The following is an 18,718-nucleotide window of genomic DNA, read 5'->3' on the forward strand; positions in this document are numbered from 1 at the left end:
AGGAGGCTTGCCGCATGGAACCGTCTCTGGATACCGCCCCGGGTCTGCTGAGCGTGCTGGAAGAACTGCGCCGGCGCGAACCCATCTTCCATCGCCCCGAATTCGGCACGCGCCGCGAAGACTTCGAGCGCATGACCACGGAAGACTTCTGGGAAACAGGTGCCTCGGGTCAGCGCTATAGCCGCAGCTATGTGCTCGGCGTTCTCGATGCCCGGCACGGCCATATCGGCGAGGATTTCTGGCAAACGCGGGATTTCCGCTGCCAGGAAATTGCGCCCGACAACTACCTGCTGACGTACACGCTGGTGCAATCGAACCGGACAACACGCCGGGCAACGTTGTGGCGGCGGACGGCTGATGGCTGGAAGGTGGTGTATCACCAGGGGACGGTCGTGGCGGAGGCGTAGACACTGCGCGCAGACGTAAAAAAGCCCGCTTTTGCGGGCTTTTTTACTGAAACTTTGGGGTGACTGATGGGATTCGAACCCACGACAACCAGAATCACAATCTGGGACTCTACCAACTGAGCTACAGCCACCATCGTACGAACAGCAAAACTGGCAACTGCTCGGCGAAAACCGAAATTATACAAACATTCTTTCGGCGTGCCTAGGGGGTCGTGCAATTTATGCTGCGACCGCCTCGTCAGCTGATTCTTCGCCGCGCCGCAAATGGGTCCGGGCCTCATCAAACAGCCTGTGGGCGTCGGCCAGCGTCTTGACGCGACCCAGCGCCTTGGAATCCGACAGCACGCGCCGCCAGCCGCGCGCACCCGCCACGCCACGATACAGTCCCAGCATATGGCGCACCGCCGCACCGGCGTAGCCGCCGCGCTCTACCCAGCGGCCGACGTAGCCGATCATTGCGTCTTCCACCTCTGCGCGCGCGCGGGCCTCGGTGCCTGCGCCGTAGTACCGCGCATCGAACACCGCCATCAGATGCGGATGGTGATATGCCTCGCGGCCGATCATGACGCCATCAATGTGTGCAAGGTGCGTGTCGATCTGCTCCAGCGTCTGCACCCCGCCGTTGAGGAGGATTTCCAGATGCGGAAAATCGCGCTTGAGCTGGTAGACGACTTCATACCGCAGCGGCGGAATCTCGCGATTTTCCTTGGGGCTCAGGCCTTTCAGGATGGCGTTGCGCGCGTGGACGATGAAGGTTTCGCAACCCGCCTCGGCGATGGTGCCAACGAAATCGCGCACGAAATCATAGGTCTCGATGGCGTCGATGCCGATGCGGTGCTTGACCGTGACCGGAATCGACACCGCGTCGCGCATCGCCTTGACGCCCTGGGCGACGAGCTTCGGTTCGGCCATCAGGCACGCGCCGAACGCACCTCGCTGCACGCGCTCTGACGGGCAGCCGCAGTTGAGGTTGATTTCCTTGTAGCCCCATTGCTGGCCGAGACGCGCGGCCTGGGCCAGATCATCGGGTTCGCTGCCGCCGAGCTGCAATGCCACGGGATGCTCGACCTCGTCGAAATCGAGGTGGCGCGGGACGTCGCCGTGCAGCAGCGCGCCGGTGGTCACCATTTCCGTGTAGAGCCAGGTGTGGCGCGAGATCTGGCGATGGAAGAACCGGCAATGTCGGTCCGTCCAATCCATCATGGGCGCCACCGACAAGCGGCGAGGGTTGGGCGTGGGGCGTTCAGCGGTCACAGCAAGATCAACGATTCAAATTCCAGGCGCGCAGTTTACCGGTTCTAGTCCGACAGCCCCAGCAGCGGATGCTGCTCATGGCGCCACGGCGAGATAAAGAACGCAGCCACTTCATCGTCACGGACAGCGTCGATGTTCGCGTGCTTCCACTTGGGCGCATGGTCCTTGTCGACCGCGAGTGCGCGAATGCCTTCGATACCGTCGCCTTCAGCAAACACGTGCGTCATCATGTCCAGCTCGCGGCGCAGTTCATCGGCCAACGTGGTGTGGCGGCCGCGGCGGATCAGCTCAAGCGTCACCGCCATCATCAACGGCGAGCGCTTGGCCATGTGCTCAGCGGTCTGTGCGGCCCATTCGGCCTCCGTGCTGCCAGCCAGATCGGCAAAGATGCCTTGCACGCTGCTCTGGCTGAAGCAGGCGTCGATGGCCTCGCGGTGAGGCGCGATGATGGCCTTGGCATCATCCGGCGTCGATGCAGCTTCGGTAAAGCAGGCAGCGATCTGCTCGGCGCTGCTCCAGTCTCCGTCGCGCAGGCGTTGGACGATGGCCGCCAGCGCCTCGGTGGTGACGTGGCAATCGGCAAGGCCAACCGACAACGCGTCCGCCGCTTCGATCATCTGCCCTGTCACTCCCAGGTATTCGCCCACATGGCCGGGCACGCGCGCCAGGAACCAGCCACCGCCCACGTCCGGGAACAGGCCGATGTTGGTTTCGGGCATGGCCATCTTCGTGCGCTCGGTCACCACGCGCAGCGATGCGCCTTGCGAGATGCCCATGCCACCGCCCATCACCACGCCGTCCATCAGCGCGATGTAGGGCTTGGCATAGCTGAAGATCAGGTGATTGAGGCGGTATTCCTCGGTGAAAAAGGTGATGAGTTGCGGGTCGCCCGCCGTGGCGGCGCGGTGGAAGAAACGGATGTCGCCGCCTGCACACAGGGCCTTGCCGCCCTCGCCACGCAGGATGACGGCGTGGACCTCCGGATCGTGCTGCCAGGCCAGCAGCGCATGCGACATCGCGCGGATCATCTCCAGCGACAGCGCGTTGAGCGCCTGCGGCCGGTTCAGCGTCAGCCAGCCGATGCCGCCGCGTACTTCGGCGATCACGTTGGGTTGGACTTCAGCCTGAGGCGCGATGGAAACAGTGGATTGCATGTCTCGGATGTTGTTGTGGGAATAACGGCTCGCACTGTACACGACAGCGTATTGAAGCGAGGAAGGGCTCTAGCCTGCCCCCTTTCGCAGCGCGGGTGTTGGGCGTATACCTGCCGGTTGGAGACGACACACATCACAACAATCCAATGACCCCTGCGAACGCTACCCCGGGCGCATCCGGTTTCGACCCAGGCCTGATCCTGCTGGCCTTTGCGCCAGTCTTCCTACTGACCATCGGCGCAGAGGCGTGGTACTGGCGCAAGCGCGATCCATCCGTCTACAGCTTCAAGGACACCGTTTCAAACGCCTGCCTCGCACTCATGCACCAGGCGTCGGATGCGTTCTTTCTGTGGCTGATGATCAAGACGGTCTACTCGTGGACGTACAGCCACGGCCTGCGCGCGGTGCCCGAGACGTGGTGGTCCTTCGTGTTGCTCCTGTTGCTGCAGGATTTTCTGTACTACTTCTTCCACCGCGCGAGCCATCGCGTGCGCTGGATGTGGGCCTCGCATGTGACGCACCACTCGTCGGAAGGCATGAATTTTTCGACGGCGTTCCGCCAGAGCCTGACCTATCCGATTTCCGGCATGTGGCTGTTCTGGATTCCGCTTGCCTGGATCGGCTTTACGCCGGACTGGGTGATCCTTGCCGTGGGCCTGAACCTGGCATTCCAGTTCTTCGTGCATACGCGGCTGGGTGCGCTGGATTCGCGCTACGCCGGCTTCTGGCGGTGGCTCGGGCAATACGTGAATACGCCGTCGGTGCATCGCGTGCACCACGCCAAGAACCCGCAATACATCGACCGAAACTACGCCGGCGTGCTGACTATCTGGGACCGCATGTTCGGCAGCTTCGTGCCGGAGGAAGACGCGCCCATCTTTGGCATCACGCGGCAAGTCCACACACACAACCCGATCGCCCTCACCTTCCACGAATGGCGCGACATGTGGGCTGACGTGTTCCGCGATCGGGACATTCGCTACCTGTGGAAACCACCCGAGTGGCGCAGCCCGCGCGCGGCGGTAACGGCCGAGGCGATGCCGCTCACATGAACGGCGGCCCGAAGCGCGTGGCGACGCGATCGGTGGAATCGAACAGATCGCGCAGGACGGCGCTGGTGCACGTTGGCTGCACGTAAAGGTAGAAAGCCACCTCCGGCAGTCGCGGCAGGCCATCTGCTTCGGTCAGCACGCGCATGTTGGCATCGAGCAATTCGGTCGTGCGCGCCGTCACGCCCAGCCCCGCGCTGATCGCAGCCTTGATGCCCGTGAGCGTGGGCGACAGGTAACTCGTGCGCCACGGGATGTGATGCGCGTCCAGGCATTCAATCGACAGCTGACGGAACAGGCTCAGCTCGTCGGCCATGACCAGCGGCACCGGCGCGGCAGAGTTGAAGATGAAATCTTCCGCGCAGATCCACACCATCGGCGACGTGCGCAGCTTGATGCCGGGAAACGCATCGTCATAGCGCGTAGAAATCGCCAGATCGAGCGTCTTGTCCCGCAACGCGTCCATCAGGAACGGGCTGCGACCAACGTTGATCTCCATCTGCAATTCCGGCGACAGCTTGGACAACCGCCGCAGCAAATTCGGCAAAATCGAATCGGCCACGTCATGCGGTGAGCCGATGCGGATTTTCTCGATTGGGCCGCCCGTCTGGATCACCTGCACGGCCTGGTCGTTCAGCGCCAGGATCTTGTGCGCATAGGCGACGAGCCGCACGCCATCGGGCGTCATCATCTTGTGGCGGCCGCGCTTTTCGAACAGCGCGCAACCCATTTCCTCCTCCAGCCGCTGCATTTGCTGCGTCACCGCAGACTGCGTGCGCCCCACCCGTGCCGCCGCCGCGGCAAACGTCTCGTGCTGTGCGATCGCTACGAATGTGCGCAGCAAATCGATGTCCAGATTTCGCATCTCGATCCCGATACTTCAGAAGCTCTAATCAATTCCAGCCAAGAATTAAATTGTTCTGCGCAATTCTGGCCGATAACCTGCCGGAAACACAAATAACACTGAACGAACAATACGTTCAGGCAGACACCCGAGCCGTGGGGAAATCGCGGTCCGACACTGAATCGGTTTCATACAAAGGAGGAACACCATGTGGGTATGGAAATGGGCGCAAGCCGCCGCGACGCTGACCTTGGGCACGCTAGGCGTGGCAGGTGCGGCGCACGCCGACGCGCTGACGGATATCAAATCGCGCGGCACCCTGGTCTGCGGCACGCAGAACGCCAGCGAGCCTTACGCCTTTCCCGACGCCGCCACACGGCAGATCGTCGGCTTTGACGTGGATGTGTGCAGCGCGTTGGCCAAGGGTCTGGGCGTCAAGCTGGAGCACCGCGCGCTGTCGACCGACGCACGCATTCCTGAACTGAAGACACATCGCGTGGATGTGCTGGCCGCCGCTGTGGCATGGATGCCGGCGCGCGCCGCGCAAGTGGATTTCAGCAACCAATATTTCGTTGCGCCGATCCGCGTGCTGGTGCGGGCTGATTCGCCCATCCAGACGCTCGATCAGCTTGCCAACAAGAAAATCGCCGCATCCGAAGGGTCCAGCTCGGCAGCCGTGTCGGTCACGCGCCTGCCCGATTCGCGCCTGCTGACATTCCACGATATTTCGTCAGCGTATCTGGCCTTGCAACAGGGCAAGGTCGATGGGCTGGTAGCGGGGCAACTCGTGCTGGCCCGCTTTGCCAACGAGGCAGCGCAGAAAGGCGGCCAGCAATATCGCCTGCTGAGCGCACCCGTTTATGAAGAGCGCTGGGGCGTGGTGATGAACAAGAACGAGCCCGCGCTCATGGCGGCGGTCAACAAGGTGCTGGCGGATTACGACCAGTCCAGCGGACTGCAGACGAGCTTCGACAAGTGGCTCGGCGCCAAGTCGGTCTACAAGTTCTCGCGCGACTACAAGGTCGAACCGATCAAGCCGCAGTAAGCCCAAGGCGGCCGACATGTTCGATCTCTCGTTCCTGCTCGAAGACGGCTATCTGCGCCTGTTGCGGGACGGCATCCTGACCACATTGCGTCTGTTTGTCGTCTCGGGCCTGCTGGCCATCGCCGTTGGCGTTTCACTGGCCACGCTGCGCGCGCTGCCGGTACGCGTGTTCAAGGCGTTCGTCATCGTGGTTGTCGAATACCACCGCAACGTGCCAATGCTGGTGCAGATCCTGGTGTGGTATTTCGGCATCCCGCAGTTGCTGCCGGAATCGCTCAAAGTATGGATCAACGCCGGCAACACCGAGTTCTTCTTCGCGGCGATCGCCCTGGCGCTGAACTCAGGCGCGTTCATCTCCGAAGACCTGCGCTCGGGCCTGCGTTCGATCCCGCATACGCAGCAGGAGGCGGCCTGGTCGATCGGACTGACGCATCTGCAGGCGCTGCGTTACGTGATCCTTCCGCAGGGGATTCGCGTGGCGCTGCCCGCGCTGCTCAACCAGGCGCTATTGCTGTTCAAGAACAGCTCGCTCGCGATGGCCATCGGCGTGCATGAATTGCTCTACCGCACGCGGCAGATCGACAACCTCACCTTCCGCACGTTTGATGTGTTCCTCATCGCCACGCTGCTGTATCTGTTCGGCACGCTCGCATTGATGTCGCTGTCGGATCGCGTTGCCAAGCGTCGTACGACGCCACTGGGGGTCTGACGCATGCTTGAAATCCTGCATGACTATCTGGCGTTGTTCCTGGTCGGGTCGTGGCCGAACGGGCCGCTGGGCGGCGTAGCGGTGACGCTGGTGCTTTCGGTGCTGGGCTTGGTGATGTCGTTCCCGATTGCAGTGCTGATCGGTCTGGCGCACGTGAGCCCCTGGCGCTGGCTGCGTCGTATTGCCGGTGTTTGGTCTCGCCTGGTGCGCGGCATTCCGCTGCTGATGATCATCTTCTGGGCTTACTTTGCGGTGCCGCTGCTGGTGGGCAAGGAAGTGTCGGCGTTCACCACGGCGGTCTGCGCGATCATCGTCTACGAGAGCGCATTCCTCTCGCAGATTGTGCGCGCGGGGCTCGAGGGCCTGCCGCGCGGGCAGATGGAAGCAGCGCGCTCGAACGGCCTGTCCTGGCTGCAGAGCATGCGCTACGTACAACTGCCGCAAGCGCTGACCAACATGCTGCCGTCGATCGTCAACCAGTTCGTGTCGATCATCAAGGCAACGTCGCTCGCCTATGTGATTGGCGTGCCGGAGCTGACGTACTCGGCGGCGCAGGTCAACACCATCACGCTGACCAAGCCGCTGGAGACCTTCCTCGTGCTGGCTGCCTTCTACTTCGTTCTGTGCTTCGCCATCTCCCGCTTCGCGGGGCAGCTGGAGCGCCGCATTGCCCGCCATCGCGCTGGGCTTGCCTAGGAACAAACCCTTGCCGGAGACCACTTCCCATGCTGGCATTTGAAAACGTCGACAAGTATTACGACGACTACCACGCGCTCAAAGGCATCAACGCCACCATCGAACGCGGTGAAGTCGTTGTGGTGTGCGGGCCCTCGGGCTCGGGCAAATCCACGCTGATCCGCACGGTCACGCGGCTGGAGGGCATCCACGGCGGATGCATCCGCTTTGAAGGACGCGATGTCCATGCACGCGATGTGCGCGTCAACCAATTGCGTGCGCGCATCGGCTTCGTGTTCCAGAACTTCAACCTGTTCCAGAACCTGTCGGTGCGGCAGAACCTGATCCTCGGGCCGACCAAGGTGCTCGGTCTATCGCGTGACGAAGCGACGGCGCAGGCCGAAGCGCTGCTTGCCAAGGTCGGCCTTGCCCACAAGATCGACGCGATGCCCGAGAACCTCTCGGGCGGCCAGCAGCAGCGCGTGGCCATTGCGCGGGCGCTGGCGATGAAGCCGCCGCTCATGCTGTTTGACGAGCCGACCAGCGCTCTCGATCCCGAGATGGTGCAAGAGGTTCTGCACGTGATGCGCGAGCTGGCAGACGACGGTCTCACTATGATGATCGTCACCCACGAGATGGGCTTCGCGCGCGATGTGTCGAGCCGTGTCTGGTTCATGGACCAGGGCGAGTTGCTGGAGGACTCGCCGCCCGACCAGTTCTTCAGCCGCCCGAAACACGCCCGCGCGCAGCGCTTTCTGCAAGACGTCCTGCGGCCTGCCCCGCGCATTGCCGAACTCGTCGCCTGATACCGACAACGACAACAACGCCACGTAATACAACGCAAGGCGCCCCAATACCTCAGGAGAATCCATCCATGTCTACATCTCTTCCTCTGCAACGCCAAGCGGCAGTCAATGACGCGATTGCCGCCATGAAGGCCGCACTCGCACCCGAAGGTGAAACGCGTCCCGCACTGGCGGACGTACTCGAACAGGTCAAAGGTCTCGCCGCGCGCACGGAGTTCTGGCAGGAAACCGACTTCCCGCCTCCCAGCGACGGCGAGCTGCAAGCCCGCTACCTGATTCACGAAGATGCCGACCAGACCTACGCGCTGTACCTAAACGTCATGCGCCCGGGCAAGAAGATCACGCCGCACAACCACACCACGTGGGCCTGCATCGCCGCCGTGGATGGCACGGAATACAACTATGTCTACCGCCGCACCGATGACCGCACCACGCCCGGCGTCGGCACGCTGGAAATGACCGACACCGTCGTCGTCGAACCCGGTACCGGCATCGCGCTGGCAGCCGAAGACATCCACGCCGTTGAGATCAAGGGCGAGGCTCCTATCCGCCATCTGCACATGTACGGACGCGCGCTCGAAACGCTGACCGAGCGCATCACGTTCGACCTTGCCACTGGTCGCTACCAGACCATGGGCATTGGCGTGAAGACCCGCCGCTAACCGGCCAGCCTCAACCCGAATCGCGTTGCCTGCAATCCGCGCTGCGTGCGCGGAGGGGCGTCGCTCACCCTTTTGATTCGTTTCGCATCGATATGACATCGTTCGTTACCGCCCAGACCCTGAAAGTGTGGCTGCATGACGGCGCCGAGATCGCGCTGTTCGACGTGCGCGAGCACGGCCAGTACGGCGAAGCCCACCTCTTCTACGCCATCCCTCTGCCGTACAGCCGTCTTGAGATCGATGTCCCGCGGCTCGCGCCTCGCCGCGCGGTGCGCATGGTCGTTTATGACGACAACGATGGCGTTGCCGAGCGCGCGGCTGAACGACTGACCGCCATCGGCTACACCAATGTGCACGTGCTGCAAGGCGGCGCACAGGGCTGGACCCACGCAGGCTTCACGCTGTTTGCCGGCGTCAACGTGCCGTCCAAAACCTTCGGTGAACTCGTCGAGATGGCGTACCACACGCCACGCGTCACCGCACGCGAGCTTGCGGCCATGCGCGAACGCGGCGACGACGTCGTCATCGTCGACGGCCGACCCGTCAGCGAATATCTGAAGATGACGATCCCGTCGTCGATCTGCTGCCCGAACGGCGAGCTGGGGCTGCGCATCCGCGAGCTTGTCCCGGACGCGACCACGCCGATCGTCGTCAACTGCGCGGGGCGCACACGCAGCATCATCGGCGCGCAAACGCTGATCAACCTGGGCATCCCCAACCCGGTGATGGCGCTGGAGAACGGTACGCAAGGCTGGTACCTGGAAGACCTTCCGCTGGAGCACGGCAGCACGCGCCGTTACCCCGACGTCGTTACGCCCGCTACTGTCAAGGACATGCGCGAGGCCAGTCAGCAACTCGCCGCTCGCTTTGCAGTGCCCGAGGTGGATGCAGCAACAGTCGCACGTTGGGCTGCACACGGTGAGCACAGCGTCTTCCTGTGCGATGTCCGCACGCCCGAGGAATTCGCCAGCGGCAGCCTGCCGGGAGCGCAGCATGCGCCGGGCGGACAGTTGATTCAGGCAACCGATCAGTACGTCGGCGTACGCCATGCCCGCCTCGTGCTCTTCGATGCCGACGGCGTGCGTGCGCCAATCGTTGCGAGCTGGCTGCGGCAACTCGGCCACGATGCCTATGTGCTGCGCGAGGGATTGAACAGCAACGCAAGCCTGCAGGTGGCCCCCACCGCGTTGCCGCAACCGTTACCGGAAATCAGTGCGCAAGCGCTCTCCACCCTGCTTGCGGCCAGTACCGCACAAGTGATCGACTTGCGCTCCAGCATGGCCTTCCGCCGCGCCCACGTGCCTGGCGCCACATGGGCTATTCGTCCGCGCTTGCCGGCCCTGGCCGCTGACCGCGATACCGTGCTGATCGCTGACGACCCGCGCATCGCACAACTCGCCGCAGCAGATTGGATCGCAAACGCACCCCAGACCGCGTCGCGTCTCAAACTCCTCGCCGGAAGCGTCGCCGCGTGGACTGCCGCTGGCTACGTCACCGAAGGTTCCGAGAACGTCCCGCCCGACGCCGATTGCATCGACTATCTCTTCTTCGTGCATGATCGGCATGACGGCAACAAGGCTGCGGCAAGGCAATACCTGGCCTGGGAAACCGGCCTGCTCGCCCAGCTCGACGCGCAGGAGCTTGGCGCCTTCCGCGTGGGCGCCGGTGCCGCGCAGTCATGACGCTCAACCTTTGAGACTCACGCACCATGTCATCGCAGAAAACCGAGCCACGATTGGCAACCCGAGTCGCGACTCGCCTCATCAAGGGCGGCACATCGCCCGCCTTTGAAGGCGGCCGAGCCGTCAACCCGCCCGTCGTGCGCGCCTCCACCGTGCTGTTCGATTCGATGGACGAGATGAACGACGCGCGCCGCCGTCGCGACACCGAACGCATGTTCACCTACGGTGCGCGCGGCAACCCGACGGGCTTTGCGCTGGAAGACGTTGTCGCGCAACTCGAAGGCGGCTATCGCACGCGGCTCTTCCCGACTGGCCTGGCCGCCATCTCGATGGTTTTCCTGGCCTTCGCCCGCCCAGGGGATCACGTATTGATTGCCGATTGCGTCTACCAGCCGCTGCGTCATTTCGTCGATAGGTTCCTGCGCCCCTGGAGCGTGGAGGTGACGTATTTCTACGCCGACGGCAACGATGTCGCACAGCAGCTCAAAACGACGACCAAGCTCGTCTACGTGGAATGCCCGGGCTCGCTCGTCTATGAGATGTGCGATCTGCCCGCGCTGGCTGAGATTGCGCATCGCCATGGGGCGCTGGTCATCGCCGACAACACGTGGGGTTCGGGCCTGCAATACCGCCCACTCACACTGGGCGCCGACGTATCGGTCATGGCGGCAACCAAGTACCTGAGCGGCCACTCCGACGTGATGATGGGCACGGTGACCACCACACAGGCGTGCTGGCAAACGCTCGCCACGATGTGCGACGCCCAAGGCGTGGCTGTCAGCCCCGACGATGCCTATCTCGTGCTGCGCGGCACGCGCACGCTGGCCGCGCGCCTCGCCATGCATGAACGTAACGCGCTGGAGATTGCGCATTGGCTTGTGGCGCGCCCGGAAGTGGCACGTGTCTTTTGTCCCGCGCTTCCCGAAGACCCCGGCCACGCATTGTGGCAACGCGACTGCAGCGGCACCAACGGACTCGTCTCGTTCGAATTCGCCCAAGCAGATGCGCAAACCGCTGGGCGCTTCGTCGATGCACTCACGCTGTTTGGCATCGGTGCTTCATGGGGCGGCTTCGAGAGTCTTGCGACGGTCAGCAATGTGGCGGGCACGCGCACCTGCACGGATTGGTCCAGAGCGGGCCCGATCGTGCGCCTGCATATCGGACTGGAAGACCCGCAAGACCTGATCGGCGATCTGGCACAAGCCTTCGCGCGCATCCAGACGTAACGCCACCGGCATGGCCGGACGAAAAAAAAACGCCCCGAAATCTCGGGGCGTCTTCTTGGCAGATCGACTGGCGATCAGACCGCTTCTTCACGCGATGCGCGCTTGCGCTCGTGTTCCTTCAGGTGACGCTTACGCAGGCGGATGCTCTTCGGCGTGACTTCCACCAGCTCGTCGTCGGCGATGAACTCGACCGCGTATTCGAGCGACATCTGAATCGGCGGCACCAGGCGCACAGCTTCATCGGTACCCGACGCACGCACGTTGGTCAGCTGCTTGCCCTTGATCGGGTTGACGACCAGGTCGTTGTCGCGGCTGTGGATGCCGATGATCATGCCCTCGTAAAGCGCATCACCAGGCGACACGAACATACGGCCGCGATCCTGCAGCTTCCACAGCGCGTAGGCCACGGCAGCGCCGTCGTCCTGCGAGATCAGCACGCCGTTGTGGCGCTCGCCCAGGTCGCCTTCCTTGACCGGCGAATAATCGTCAAAAATGTGGCTGATCAGGCCGGTGCCGCGCGTCAGCGTCAGGAATTCACCCTGGAAGCCAATCAGACCGCGGGCCGGAATGCGGTATTCCAGACGCGTACGGCCCTTGCCGTCCGACGCCATGTCGAGCAGTTCGCCCTTGCGGCGGCCCAGCTCTTCCATCACACCGCCCTGGTGGCCGTCTTCCACGTCCACGGTCAGGCGCTCAAACGGCTCGCACTTCACGCCGTCGATTTCCTTGAACACCACGCGCGGGCGCGACACGGCCAGCTCGTAGCCTTCACGGCGCATGTTTTCCACCAGAATCGTCAGGTGCAGTTCGCCACGGCCCGACACTTCGAAGATCGTGTCGTCGCCGGTGTCCTTCACGCGCAGGGCCACGTTGGACTTCAGCTCGCGGTCCAGACGATCGCGCAGTTGGCGGCTCGTCACGAACTTGCCTTCGCGGCCAGCCAGCGGCGAGGTGTTGACGCAGAAGTTCATCGTCAGCGTCGGCTCGTCCACCTTCAGCATCGGCAGCGCTTCCTGGGCGTCCGGCGCACACACGGTGCAACCGATGCCCAGTTCTTCAATACCGTTGATCAGCACGATGTCGCCGGCTTCGGCTTCCTGCACCAGCTCACGCTCCAGGCCGCGGAACTTCAGCACTTGGTTGATACGGCCCTTGATCGGGTTGCCTTCCGGACCGAACTTGACCACCACGTCCTGCAGCGGACGCACACGGCCACGCGTAATGCGGCCCACGCCGATCTTGCCGACGTAGCTTGAGTAGTCCAGCGAGATGATCTGCAGCTGGAACGGACCGTTCGGGTCGTCGTTACGCTGCGGCACCTTGTCGAGAATGGTCTCGAACAGCGGCTTCATGTCGCCTTCGCGCACGTCGTCGGTCAGGCCGGCGTAACCGTTCAAGCCCGAGGCGTACACCACCGGGAAGTCGAGCTGGTCGTCGTTGGCGCCCAGCTTGTCGAACAGGTCGAAGGTCTGGTTGATCACCCACTCCGGACGCGCACCCGGGCGGTCCACCTTGTTGATCACGACGATCGGCTTCAGGCCCAGGGCCAGCGCCTTGCGCGTCACAAAGCGCGTTTGCGGCATCGGGCCTTCCACGGCATCCACCAGCAGCAGCACGCCGTCGACCATCGACAGCACGCGCTCGACCTCGCCGCCGAAGTCGGCGTGGCCCGGGGTATCGACGATGTTGATGTGGGTACCGTTGTATTCGACCGCGCAGTTCTTCGCGAGGATGGTAATGCCGCGTTCTTTTTCGATGTCGTTCGAATCCATCACGCGCTCGGCGATCTGCTCGTTCTCGCGGAACGTGCCGGATTGGCGAAGGAGCTGGTCGACCAGTGTGGTTTTGCCGTGGTCAACGTGGGCAATGATGGCGATGTTGCGAAGCGCGCGCATGGGATGTGAACTCGAAAAGACGTGACACGAGCCCGGGACAGCACCCAAATTCAGCTCGCGGAATAACCTGACATTCTAGCATGCTGCGATGCGCAAGACATGACACTCAGTGAAGAATCGATAAGGGAGCGAGGTTTGAGTGATTAATGAATCACTCATTATTTCCTAAACTGGAATCACACATTCAGTACCTTGCTGTTTGCTGCGCCAATTCGTATATTTGTCCGGACAATGATTGTGCATACATAAGATGTCCGAACAGACAAGACCCGCCACCGAAGTTGCTGCCGGAACCCTCTTCCGGGTGGAGGACTACCGCATGTGCGAAAGCGTGGGCTACCTCGTGGGGCGCGCCAAGACGGCGCTGTCCATGGCCATCGAGCAGGAAGTTGCCGCGATGGATGTGACGCATTCCCAGGCCAGTTGCCTGGTGCTTCTCGCCAACGGCCGATGCCAAACCGCCACCGACCTCGGCCGCGAATTGAACACCGACATCGGTTCGCTCACGCGCATGCTCAGCCGCATGGAAAAGCGTGGCCTGATCGAGCGCGTGCGCAGCGAGTCCGACCGCCGCGTCGTGCATCTGGAGGTGACCCAAGCCGGCCGTGACTTGGCCGACCGCATGCCAGCCATCTATACGCACGTGCTGAATCGTTTCTTTGCCGGCTTCACGCCTGGCGACGTCGATACGCTGCGCGAGCTCCTCAAGCGCATTCTCGACAACGGTGCCGCAACGGAGGGGCATCGCGTACGCCCCGCCGGTCACTGACGCTGCTCTGCCTGAATTGCACCCGCAGCACCGAACGCTTTCCGCCCCTCTTGATCGCTTGACCCATCAAACAACATGAACGCCTCGAACTCCGCCCCTCAGGCATTTTCGCCCCTAAGCCGCGCCGGCAGTCCGCGCGCGCAATGGCCGGCGCGCCTGGGCGTGGCGCTTTCCGCCGTGACGCTGGCTGTGCTGGCCGGTTGCGCAAACCTCGGCAATTCGCGCAGCACGCAGACGCTGACAACGCCGGGCCAGTTGGCGAGCGCGCAATCGTTGCCCTCGCAGGGCGGCCAGTGGCCGTCGCAGAACTGGGTCGATCAGTTCAACGATCCGCAACTGCGCGCACTGGTGGACGAGGCCGTCAAGGACAACCCGAACCTGCAAGTCGCCTTTGCTCGCGTGCGCGCTTCGCGTGCGATGGCCGATGTGGTGCGCGGCAATCTGTATCCGAGCGTCGGGCTCGATGCCGACATGACACGCCAGCGCCTGTCGGAATACGACATGTTTGAAGGCACGCCGCTCGCTGGCCGGTGGTTCACGGAATCGAAGATCCAGCTTGGCGTGAGCTACGACCTGGATTTCTGGGGCAAGAATCGCTCCGCGCTGGAAGCTGCGCTGTCCGACGACAAATCGATGGAAGCGGAAAGCCAGGCTTCGCGACTGGTGCTGTCGACCACGGTGGCACGCACCTACGCAAAGCTGGCCGCGCTCTACGCGCAGCGCGACGTGGCCGAACGTGCAATCGTGCAGCGCAAGGATTTGACCAACCTTGCAGGCCAACGCTTGCGTGCGGGGCTCGATACGCAAGTTGAAACCACGCAGGCTCGCGCCAACGTGGCCGCCGCACAGACGGAATTTGAACAGGTCGACGAGCAGATCACGCTGGCACGCAACCAGCTGGCCGCGCTGCTGGGCAAGGGCCCGGACCGCGGCCTCGCGATCACGCGCCCGACGCTGCTGGCGCAAGCCACGCCCAAGCTGCCTAACAACCTGACCATCGACCTGATCGGTCGTCGCCCGGATCTCGTGGCCGCACGCTGGCGCGTGGAAGCCGCGTCGAAGGATATCGACGTCGCCAAGGCGGAGTTCCTGCCGGATATCAGCCTGACCGCATTCCTGGGGCTGGCTTCGATTGCGCCGGAAAACCTGCTGCTTGGCGCATCGCGTCAGCTCGGCATCGGTCCGGCGCTCAAGCTCCCGATCTTCCAGGGCGGCAAGCTGCGCGCCAACCTGCGCGGCAAGTACGCCAACTATGACGCCGCTGTCGCGAGCTACAACCAGACGCTGACCGAAGCCCTGCACGACACTGCTGACCAGATCACCACGCTGCACAGCATCGACTCGCAGATCGCCATCCAGCGCACCGCCTTGAGCGAAGCTGAGCGCGCCTACAGCCTCGCCCGCACCCGCTACAGCGCCGGCCTTGGTACACAACTGGTCGTGCTGAACGCGGAGACGACCGTGTTGCAGCAACGCAAGCTCGCGACCGATCTGCAGGCACGCCGACTCGATGCGCAGATGGCCCTCATCAAGGCCCTCGGCGGCGGCTATACGGCAGAAGACCTCCCCGGCATCAAGCCCGAGGCTACCGCATCGCATGGCTGACCTGTACTGAATTGAATTGAACTGAACCGACCGTTCCAACGCATTCTTTCGAGCCAACATCATGAGTGACAACAAGCCCCAAGCCGCTCCGTCCGCAGCCCCCGCGGCAACGCCCACCGGCAACGGCAATACCAATGGAAACCGCAAGCGCATGCTGACCACGCTGGCCGCCGCACTGGTGGTTGCCGGCGTCGGCTACGGCGTCTACTGGGGCCTGTACGGCCGCTGGTTCGAGTCGACCGACGATGCCTACGTGCAAGGCAACGTGGTCCAGGTGACGCCGCAGGTGGCAGGCACCGTGGTCGCCATTCGCGCCGATGACACGCAGCTCGTCACCTCCGGCCAGCCCGTGATTGAGCTGGATCGTGCCGATGCGCGCGTCGCGCTGGAGCAGGCTGAAGCCGCGCTCGCGCAGACGGTGCGCCAGGTGCGTACGCTGTACTCGAACACCAGCGCATTCACCGCCACGCTGGCCATGCGCGAGAGCGATCTCGCCAAGGCGAAGGACGACTTGGCCCGCCGCAAGCAGATCGCCGGTACGGGCGCCGTGTCGCAAGAAGAAATCTCGCACGCACAAACCGCTGTGCAGGCTGCCCAATCCGCACTGGAAGCCGCCAAGGAACAACTGCAGGGCAACCGCGTGCTGACCGAACAGACCACGCTGGACCGTCACCCGAACGTGTTGCAGGCTGCCGCCAAGGTCCGCGAGGCTTACCTCGCCTATGCGCGTACCAGCCTGCCGGCATCGGTCACGGGCTACGTGGCCAAGCGTTCGGTGCAGGTCGGCCAGCGCGTCGCCCCGGGCACGCCGCTGATGGCCATCGTGCCGCTGGACCAGCTCTGGGTGGACGCCAATTTCAAGGAAGTCCAGGTGCGCCACATGCGCGTGGGTCAGCCGGTTGAACTGGTGGCCGACGTGTATGGCAGCAGCGTGACGTATCACGGCAAGGTGGTGGGTTTCTCGGCGGGTACGGGCTCGGCGTTCTCGCTGCTGCCGGCACAGAACGCTACTGGCAACTGGATCAAGGTGGTGCAACGCCTGCCGGTGCGCGTGTCGCTCGACCCGAAGGAACTGAAGGACCATCCGCTGCGCGTGGGCCTGTCGATGGAAGCCAAGGTCGACATCCATGACGAAGGTGGTCAAAGCCTGGCCACCGCGCCGACGGCTTCGCCGCTGCAAACGACGGTGTACGACCAGGCCGGAAAAGACGCCGACCAGGTCATTGCCAGCATCATCACCGCCAACGCCGGCCGCGGCGGCGCTAATGCACCGGCCGCCACCAACGTGCCGGCTGCAACGAGTCCGCGCGCTTCGCAACCCGCACCCAAGGTCTGACGCATGGCAACCGCCGCGCCCAAGCCGCTGCAGCCACTGACTGGCGCCAAACTGGCGATCGGTACGGTCGCGCTGTCGCTGGCCACCTTCATGAACGTGCTGGATTCGTCCATCGCCAACGTGTCGATCCCGGCAATTTCGGGCGACCTGGGCGTGGCCCCGAACCAGGGCACGTGGGTCATCACCTCGTTTGCGGTTGCCAACGCCATCTCGGTGCCGCTCACGGGGTGGCTGACGCAGCGTTTCGGGCAGGTGCGCCTGTTCGTCACGTCCATTCTGCTGTTCGTACTGTCGTCGTGGGCGTGCGGACTGGCGCCCAATATGGGCATGCTGATCGCCGCCCGGATCATCCAGGGCGCTGTGGCAGGCCCGATGATTCCACTGTCGCAATCGCTGCTGCTGTCGACATATCCGCCCGCCAAAAGCTCGATGGCATTGGCGCTATGGGGCATGACCACGCTGGTCGCGCCGATCATGGGGCCGATCTTCGGCGGCTGGATCTCAGACAATATGAGCTGGCCGTGGATCTTCTACATCAACATCCCGGTGGGCATCCTGGCTGCGTACGCAACGTGGGTCATCTACAGGGACCGTGAATCGCCGACACGCTTGCTGCCGATCGACAAGATCGGCCTGGCGCTATTGATCCTGTGGGTGGGCTCGCTTCAGTTGATGCTCGATCGCGGCAAAGAACTCGACTGGTTCAATTCGACCGAGGTTGTGGTGCTGACGGTCGTTGCCATCGTGGGCTTCGCGTTCTTCCTGGTGTGGGAGCTGACCGAAGATCACCCCGTGGTGGACCTGACGCTGTTCAAGGGCCGCAACTTCAGCGCGGGGGTCGTTGCCATCTCGGTGGCGTACGGACTGTTCTTCGGCAACCTGGTGATCCTGCCGCTATGGCTGCAGACCATCGTGGGCTACACCGCCACGGATGCGGGCCTGATCATGGCGCCGGTGGGTATCTTCGCCATCATCCTGTCGCCCGTGATCGGCAAGAACCTGCCGAAGATGGATGCACGCTGGGTGGCGACCACGGCGTTCGTTACCTTCGCGCTGGTGTTCTGGATGCGCTCGCGCTTTACCGTGCAAGTGGACACGTGGACGCTGATGATTCCCACGCTGATCCAGGGCGCTGCCATGGCGATGTTCTTCATCCCGCTCACATCGATCATCCTGTCGGGCCTGCGGCCCGAGCGGATTCCGGCGGCCTCGGGTCTGTCGAACTTCGTGCGGATCATGTTCGGCGGCATCGGTGCATCGATCTCGACCACGGTGTGGGACAACCGCTCTGCCCTCCACCACGCGCAGCTTGTCGAGCACGTGAATCCTTACAACCCGGCCTATGCGTCGTCGATCAACCAGTACACGCAACTGGGCATGCCCAACCTGCAGGCCAATGGCGTGATCGAACGCGTGATCTCGCAGCAAGCCGCAATGCTGGGCGCCAACGATATCTTCTGGATTTCTGCGGTGCTGTTTATCGTGCTGATCGTCTTCATCTGGCTGACCAAGCCGGCGAAGTCGGCGGCCGGTGCTGAAGCGGCAGCTGGCGCGCACTGATCCAACATCGAGCAAACAAAAAAGCCACGCGTAGCTGCGT

17 protein-coding genes and 1 tRNA gene are annotated in these 18,718 nt (G+C 63.2%); 13 read left to right on the forward strand and 5 right to left on the reverse strand.

The window, feature by feature from the left end; genetic code table 11:
- Positions 1–14: 14 nt before the first annotated feature.
- Positions 15–407 carry a DUF4440 domain-containing protein gene (locus BG83_RS0106115; protein WP_024975896.1) on the forward strand — a complete coding sequence of 131 codons (393 nt, stop codon included), beginning with the start codon at positions 15–17 and terminating at the stop codon, positions 405–407.
- Positions 408–462: 55 nt separating this feature from the next.
- Here BG83_RS0106115 and BG83_RS0106120 read toward each other — a convergent pair.
- The 3 genes from BG83_RS0106120 to BG83_RS0106130 all read right to left on the reverse strand — a co-directional run bounded on the left by BG83_RS0106120 (position 463) and on the right by BG83_RS0106130 (position 2,815).
- Positions 463–538, reverse strand: a tRNA-His gene (locus tag BG83_RS0106120).
- 88 nt (positions 539–626) lie between these two features.
- Entirely contained in the window at positions 627–1,661 is a 1,035-nt protein-coding gene (gene dusA, locus BG83_RS0106125) for a tRNA dihydrouridine(20/20a) synthase DusA (RefSeq protein ID WP_080693649.1), read from the reverse strand.
- A 44-nt stretch (positions 1,662–1,705) separates the two neighbouring features.
- Complete coding sequence (locus BG83_RS0106130; RefSeq protein ID WP_024975898.1) at positions 1,706–2,815, reverse strand: enoyl-CoA hydratase/isomerase family protein; 1,110 nt, start codon at positions 2,813–2,815, stop codon at positions 1,706–1,708.
- Between the two features lie 146 nt (positions 2,816–2,961).
- On the opposite strand from BG83_RS0106130, the gene BG83_RS0106135 reads away from it, so the two are divergent.
- Entirely contained in the window at positions 2,962–3,867 is a 906-nt protein-coding gene (locus tag BG83_RS0106135; protein WP_024975899.1) for a sterol desaturase family protein, read from the forward strand.
- On the opposite strand, the gene BG83_RS0106140 is transcribed toward BG83_RS0106135, so the two are convergent.
- The gene (locus BG83_RS0106140) at positions 3,860–4,729 is read right to left on the reverse strand and encodes a LysR substrate-binding domain-containing protein (RefSeq protein ID WP_024975900.1); all 870 of its coding nucleotides are present in this window, start codon (positions 4,727–4,729) and stop codon (positions 3,860–3,862) included. The two genes, BG83_RS0106135 and BG83_RS0106140, sit on opposite strands and share 8 nt — an antisense overlap.
- 187 nt (positions 4,730–4,916) lie before the next feature.
- Here BG83_RS0106140 and BG83_RS0106145 point away from each other — a divergent pair, with 187 nt between their 5' ends.
- From BG83_RS0106145 to metC, 7 genes are all read left to right on the forward strand, one after another.
- Positions 4,917–5,753, forward strand: a complete 837-nt coding sequence (locus BG83_RS0106145; protein ID WP_024975901.1) for a transporter substrate-binding domain-containing protein — start codon at positions 4,917–4,919, stop codon at positions 5,751–5,753.
- A 16-nt stretch (positions 5,754–5,769) separates the two neighbouring features.
- Entirely contained in the window at positions 5,770–6,462 is a 693-nt protein-coding gene (locus BG83_RS0106150; protein ID WP_024975902.1) for an amino acid ABC transporter permease, read from the forward strand.
- Between the two features lie 3 nt (positions 6,463–6,465).
- A complete protein-coding gene (locus tag BG83_RS0106155; RefSeq protein WP_024975903.1) occupies positions 6,466–7,158 on the forward strand; it encodes an amino acid ABC transporter permease in 693 nt (230 codons plus the stop codon).
- 29 nt (positions 7,159–7,187) lie between these two features.
- Positions 7,188–7,943, forward strand: coding sequence for an amino acid ABC transporter ATP-binding protein (locus BG83_RS0106160; protein WP_024975904.1), 756 nt, complete (start codon positions 7,188–7,190; stop codon positions 7,941–7,943).
- Positions 7,944–8,011: 68 nt separating this feature from the next.
- Positions 8,012–8,605 carry a cysteine dioxygenase family protein gene (locus BG83_RS0106165; protein ID WP_024975905.1) on the forward strand — a complete coding sequence of 198 codons (594 nt, stop codon included), beginning with the start codon at positions 8,012–8,014 and terminating at the stop codon, positions 8,603–8,605.
- Between the two features lie 92 nt (positions 8,606–8,697).
- On the forward strand, positions 8,698–10,287 hold the full coding sequence (locus BG83_RS0106170) for a rhodanese-like domain-containing protein (RefSeq protein ID WP_024975906.1): 1,590 nt from the start codon (positions 8,698–8,700) through the stop codon (positions 10,285–10,287).
- Between the two features lie 26 nt (positions 10,288–10,313).
- A complete protein-coding gene (metC, locus tag BG83_RS0106175) occupies positions 10,314–11,513 on the forward strand; it encodes a cystathionine beta-lyase (RefSeq protein ID WP_024975907.1) in 1,200 nt (399 codons plus the stop codon).
- Positions 11,514–11,587: 74 nt separating this feature from the next.
- On the opposite strand, the gene typA is transcribed toward metC, so the two are convergent.
- Positions 11,588–13,408, reverse strand: a complete 1,821-nt coding sequence (typA, locus tag BG83_RS0106180; protein WP_024975908.1) for a translational GTPase TypA — start codon at positions 13,406–13,408, stop codon at positions 11,588–11,590.
- 250 nt (positions 13,409–13,658) lie between these two features.
- Between typA and BG83_RS0106185 the strand changes: the two genes are divergently transcribed.
- The 4 genes from BG83_RS0106185 to BG83_RS0106200 all read left to right on the forward strand — a co-directional run bounded on the left by BG83_RS0106185 (position 13,659) and on the right by BG83_RS0106200 (position 18,678).
- Positions 13,659–14,177, forward strand: a complete 519-nt coding sequence (locus tag BG83_RS0106185) for a MarR family winged helix-turn-helix transcriptional regulator (protein ID WP_175537105.1) — start codon at positions 13,659–13,661, stop codon at positions 14,175–14,177.
- Between the two features lie 75 nt (positions 14,178–14,252).
- Positions 14,253–15,782, forward strand: coding sequence for an AdeC/AdeK/OprM family multidrug efflux complex outer membrane factor (locus BG83_RS0106190; RefSeq protein WP_024975910.1), 1,530 nt, complete (start codon positions 14,253–14,255; stop codon positions 15,780–15,782).
- Positions 15,783–15,843: 61 nt separating this feature from the next.
- Entirely contained in the window at positions 15,844–17,118 is a 1,275-nt protein-coding gene (locus tag BG83_RS0106195) for an HlyD family secretion protein (protein ID WP_024975911.1), read from the forward strand.
- Positions 17,119–17,121: 3 nt separating this feature from the next.
- Complete coding sequence (locus BG83_RS0106200; protein WP_024975912.1) at positions 17,122–18,678, forward strand: DHA2 family efflux MFS transporter permease subunit; 1,557 nt, start codon at positions 17,122–17,124, stop codon at positions 18,676–18,678.
- Positions 18,679–18,718: the final 40 nt, after the last annotated feature.

Source organism: Ralstonia pickettii (assembly GCF_000607165.1).
GTDB classification, from domain to species: Bacteria; Pseudomonadota; Gammaproteobacteria; order Burkholderiales; family Burkholderiaceae; genus Ralstonia; species Ralstonia holmesii.

Excerpts from the sequence above, each read along its gene's own strand:
- BG83_RS0106170 (WP_024975906.1), top strand. The coding sequence starts at position 8,698 with ATGACATCGTTCGTTACCGCCCAGACCCTGAAAGTGTGGCTGCATGAC.
- BG83_RS0106130 (WP_024975898.1), bottom strand. The coding sequence starts at position 2,815 with ATGCAATCCACTGTTTCCATCGCGCCTCAGGCTGAAGTCCAACCCAAC.
- BG83_RS0106135 (WP_024975899.1), top strand. The coding sequence starts at position 2,962 with ATGACCCCTGCGAACGCTACCCCGGGCGCATCCGGTTTCGACCCAGGC.
- BG83_RS0106140 (WP_024975900.1), bottom strand. The coding sequence starts at position 4,729 with ATGCGAAATCTGGACATCGATTTGCTGCGCACATTCGTAGCGATCGCA.
- BG83_RS0106195 (WP_024975911.1), top strand. The coding sequence starts at position 15,844 with ATGAGTGACAACAAGCCCCAAGCCGCTCCGTCCGCAGCCCCCGCGGCA.
- BG83_RS0106155 (WP_024975903.1), top strand. The coding sequence starts at position 6,466 with ATGCTTGAAATCCTGCATGACTATCTGGCGTTGTTCCTGGTCGGGTCG.
- BG83_RS0106200 (WP_024975912.1), top strand. The coding sequence starts at position 17,122 with ATGGCAACCGCCGCGCCCAAGCCGCTGCAGCCACTGACTGGCGCCAAA.
- BG83_RS0106160 (WP_024975904.1), top strand. The coding sequence starts at position 7,188 with ATGCTGGCATTTGAAAACGTCGACAAGTATTACGACGACTACCACGCG.
- BG83_RS0106145 (WP_024975901.1), top strand. The coding sequence starts at position 4,917 with ATGTGGGTATGGAAATGGGCGCAAGCCGCCGCGACGCTGACCTTGGGC.
- BG83_RS0106165 (WP_024975905.1), top strand. The coding sequence starts at position 8,012 with ATGTCTACATCTCTTCCTCTGCAACGCCAAGCGGCAGTCAATGACGCG.
- typA (WP_024975908.1), bottom strand. The coding sequence starts at position 13,408 with ATGCGCGCGCTTCGCAACATCGCCATCATTGCCCACGTTGACCACGGC.
- BG83_RS0106185 (WP_175537105.1), top strand. The coding sequence starts at position 13,659 with ATGTCCGAACAGACAAGACCCGCCACCGAAGTTGCTGCCGGAACCCTC.
- metC (WP_024975907.1), top strand. The coding sequence starts at position 10,314 with ATGTCATCGCAGAAAACCGAGCCACGATTGGCAACCCGAGTCGCGACT.
- BG83_RS0106115 (WP_024975896.1), top strand. The coding sequence starts at position 15 with ATGGAACCGTCTCTGGATACCGCCCCGGGTCTGCTGAGCGTGCTGGAA.
- BG83_RS0106190 (WP_024975910.1), top strand. The coding sequence starts at position 14,253 with ATGAACGCCTCGAACTCCGCCCCTCAGGCATTTTCGCCCCTAAGCCGC.
- BG83_RS0106150 (WP_024975902.1), top strand. The coding sequence starts at position 5,770 with ATGTTCGATCTCTCGTTCCTGCTCGAAGACGGCTATCTGCGCCTGTTG.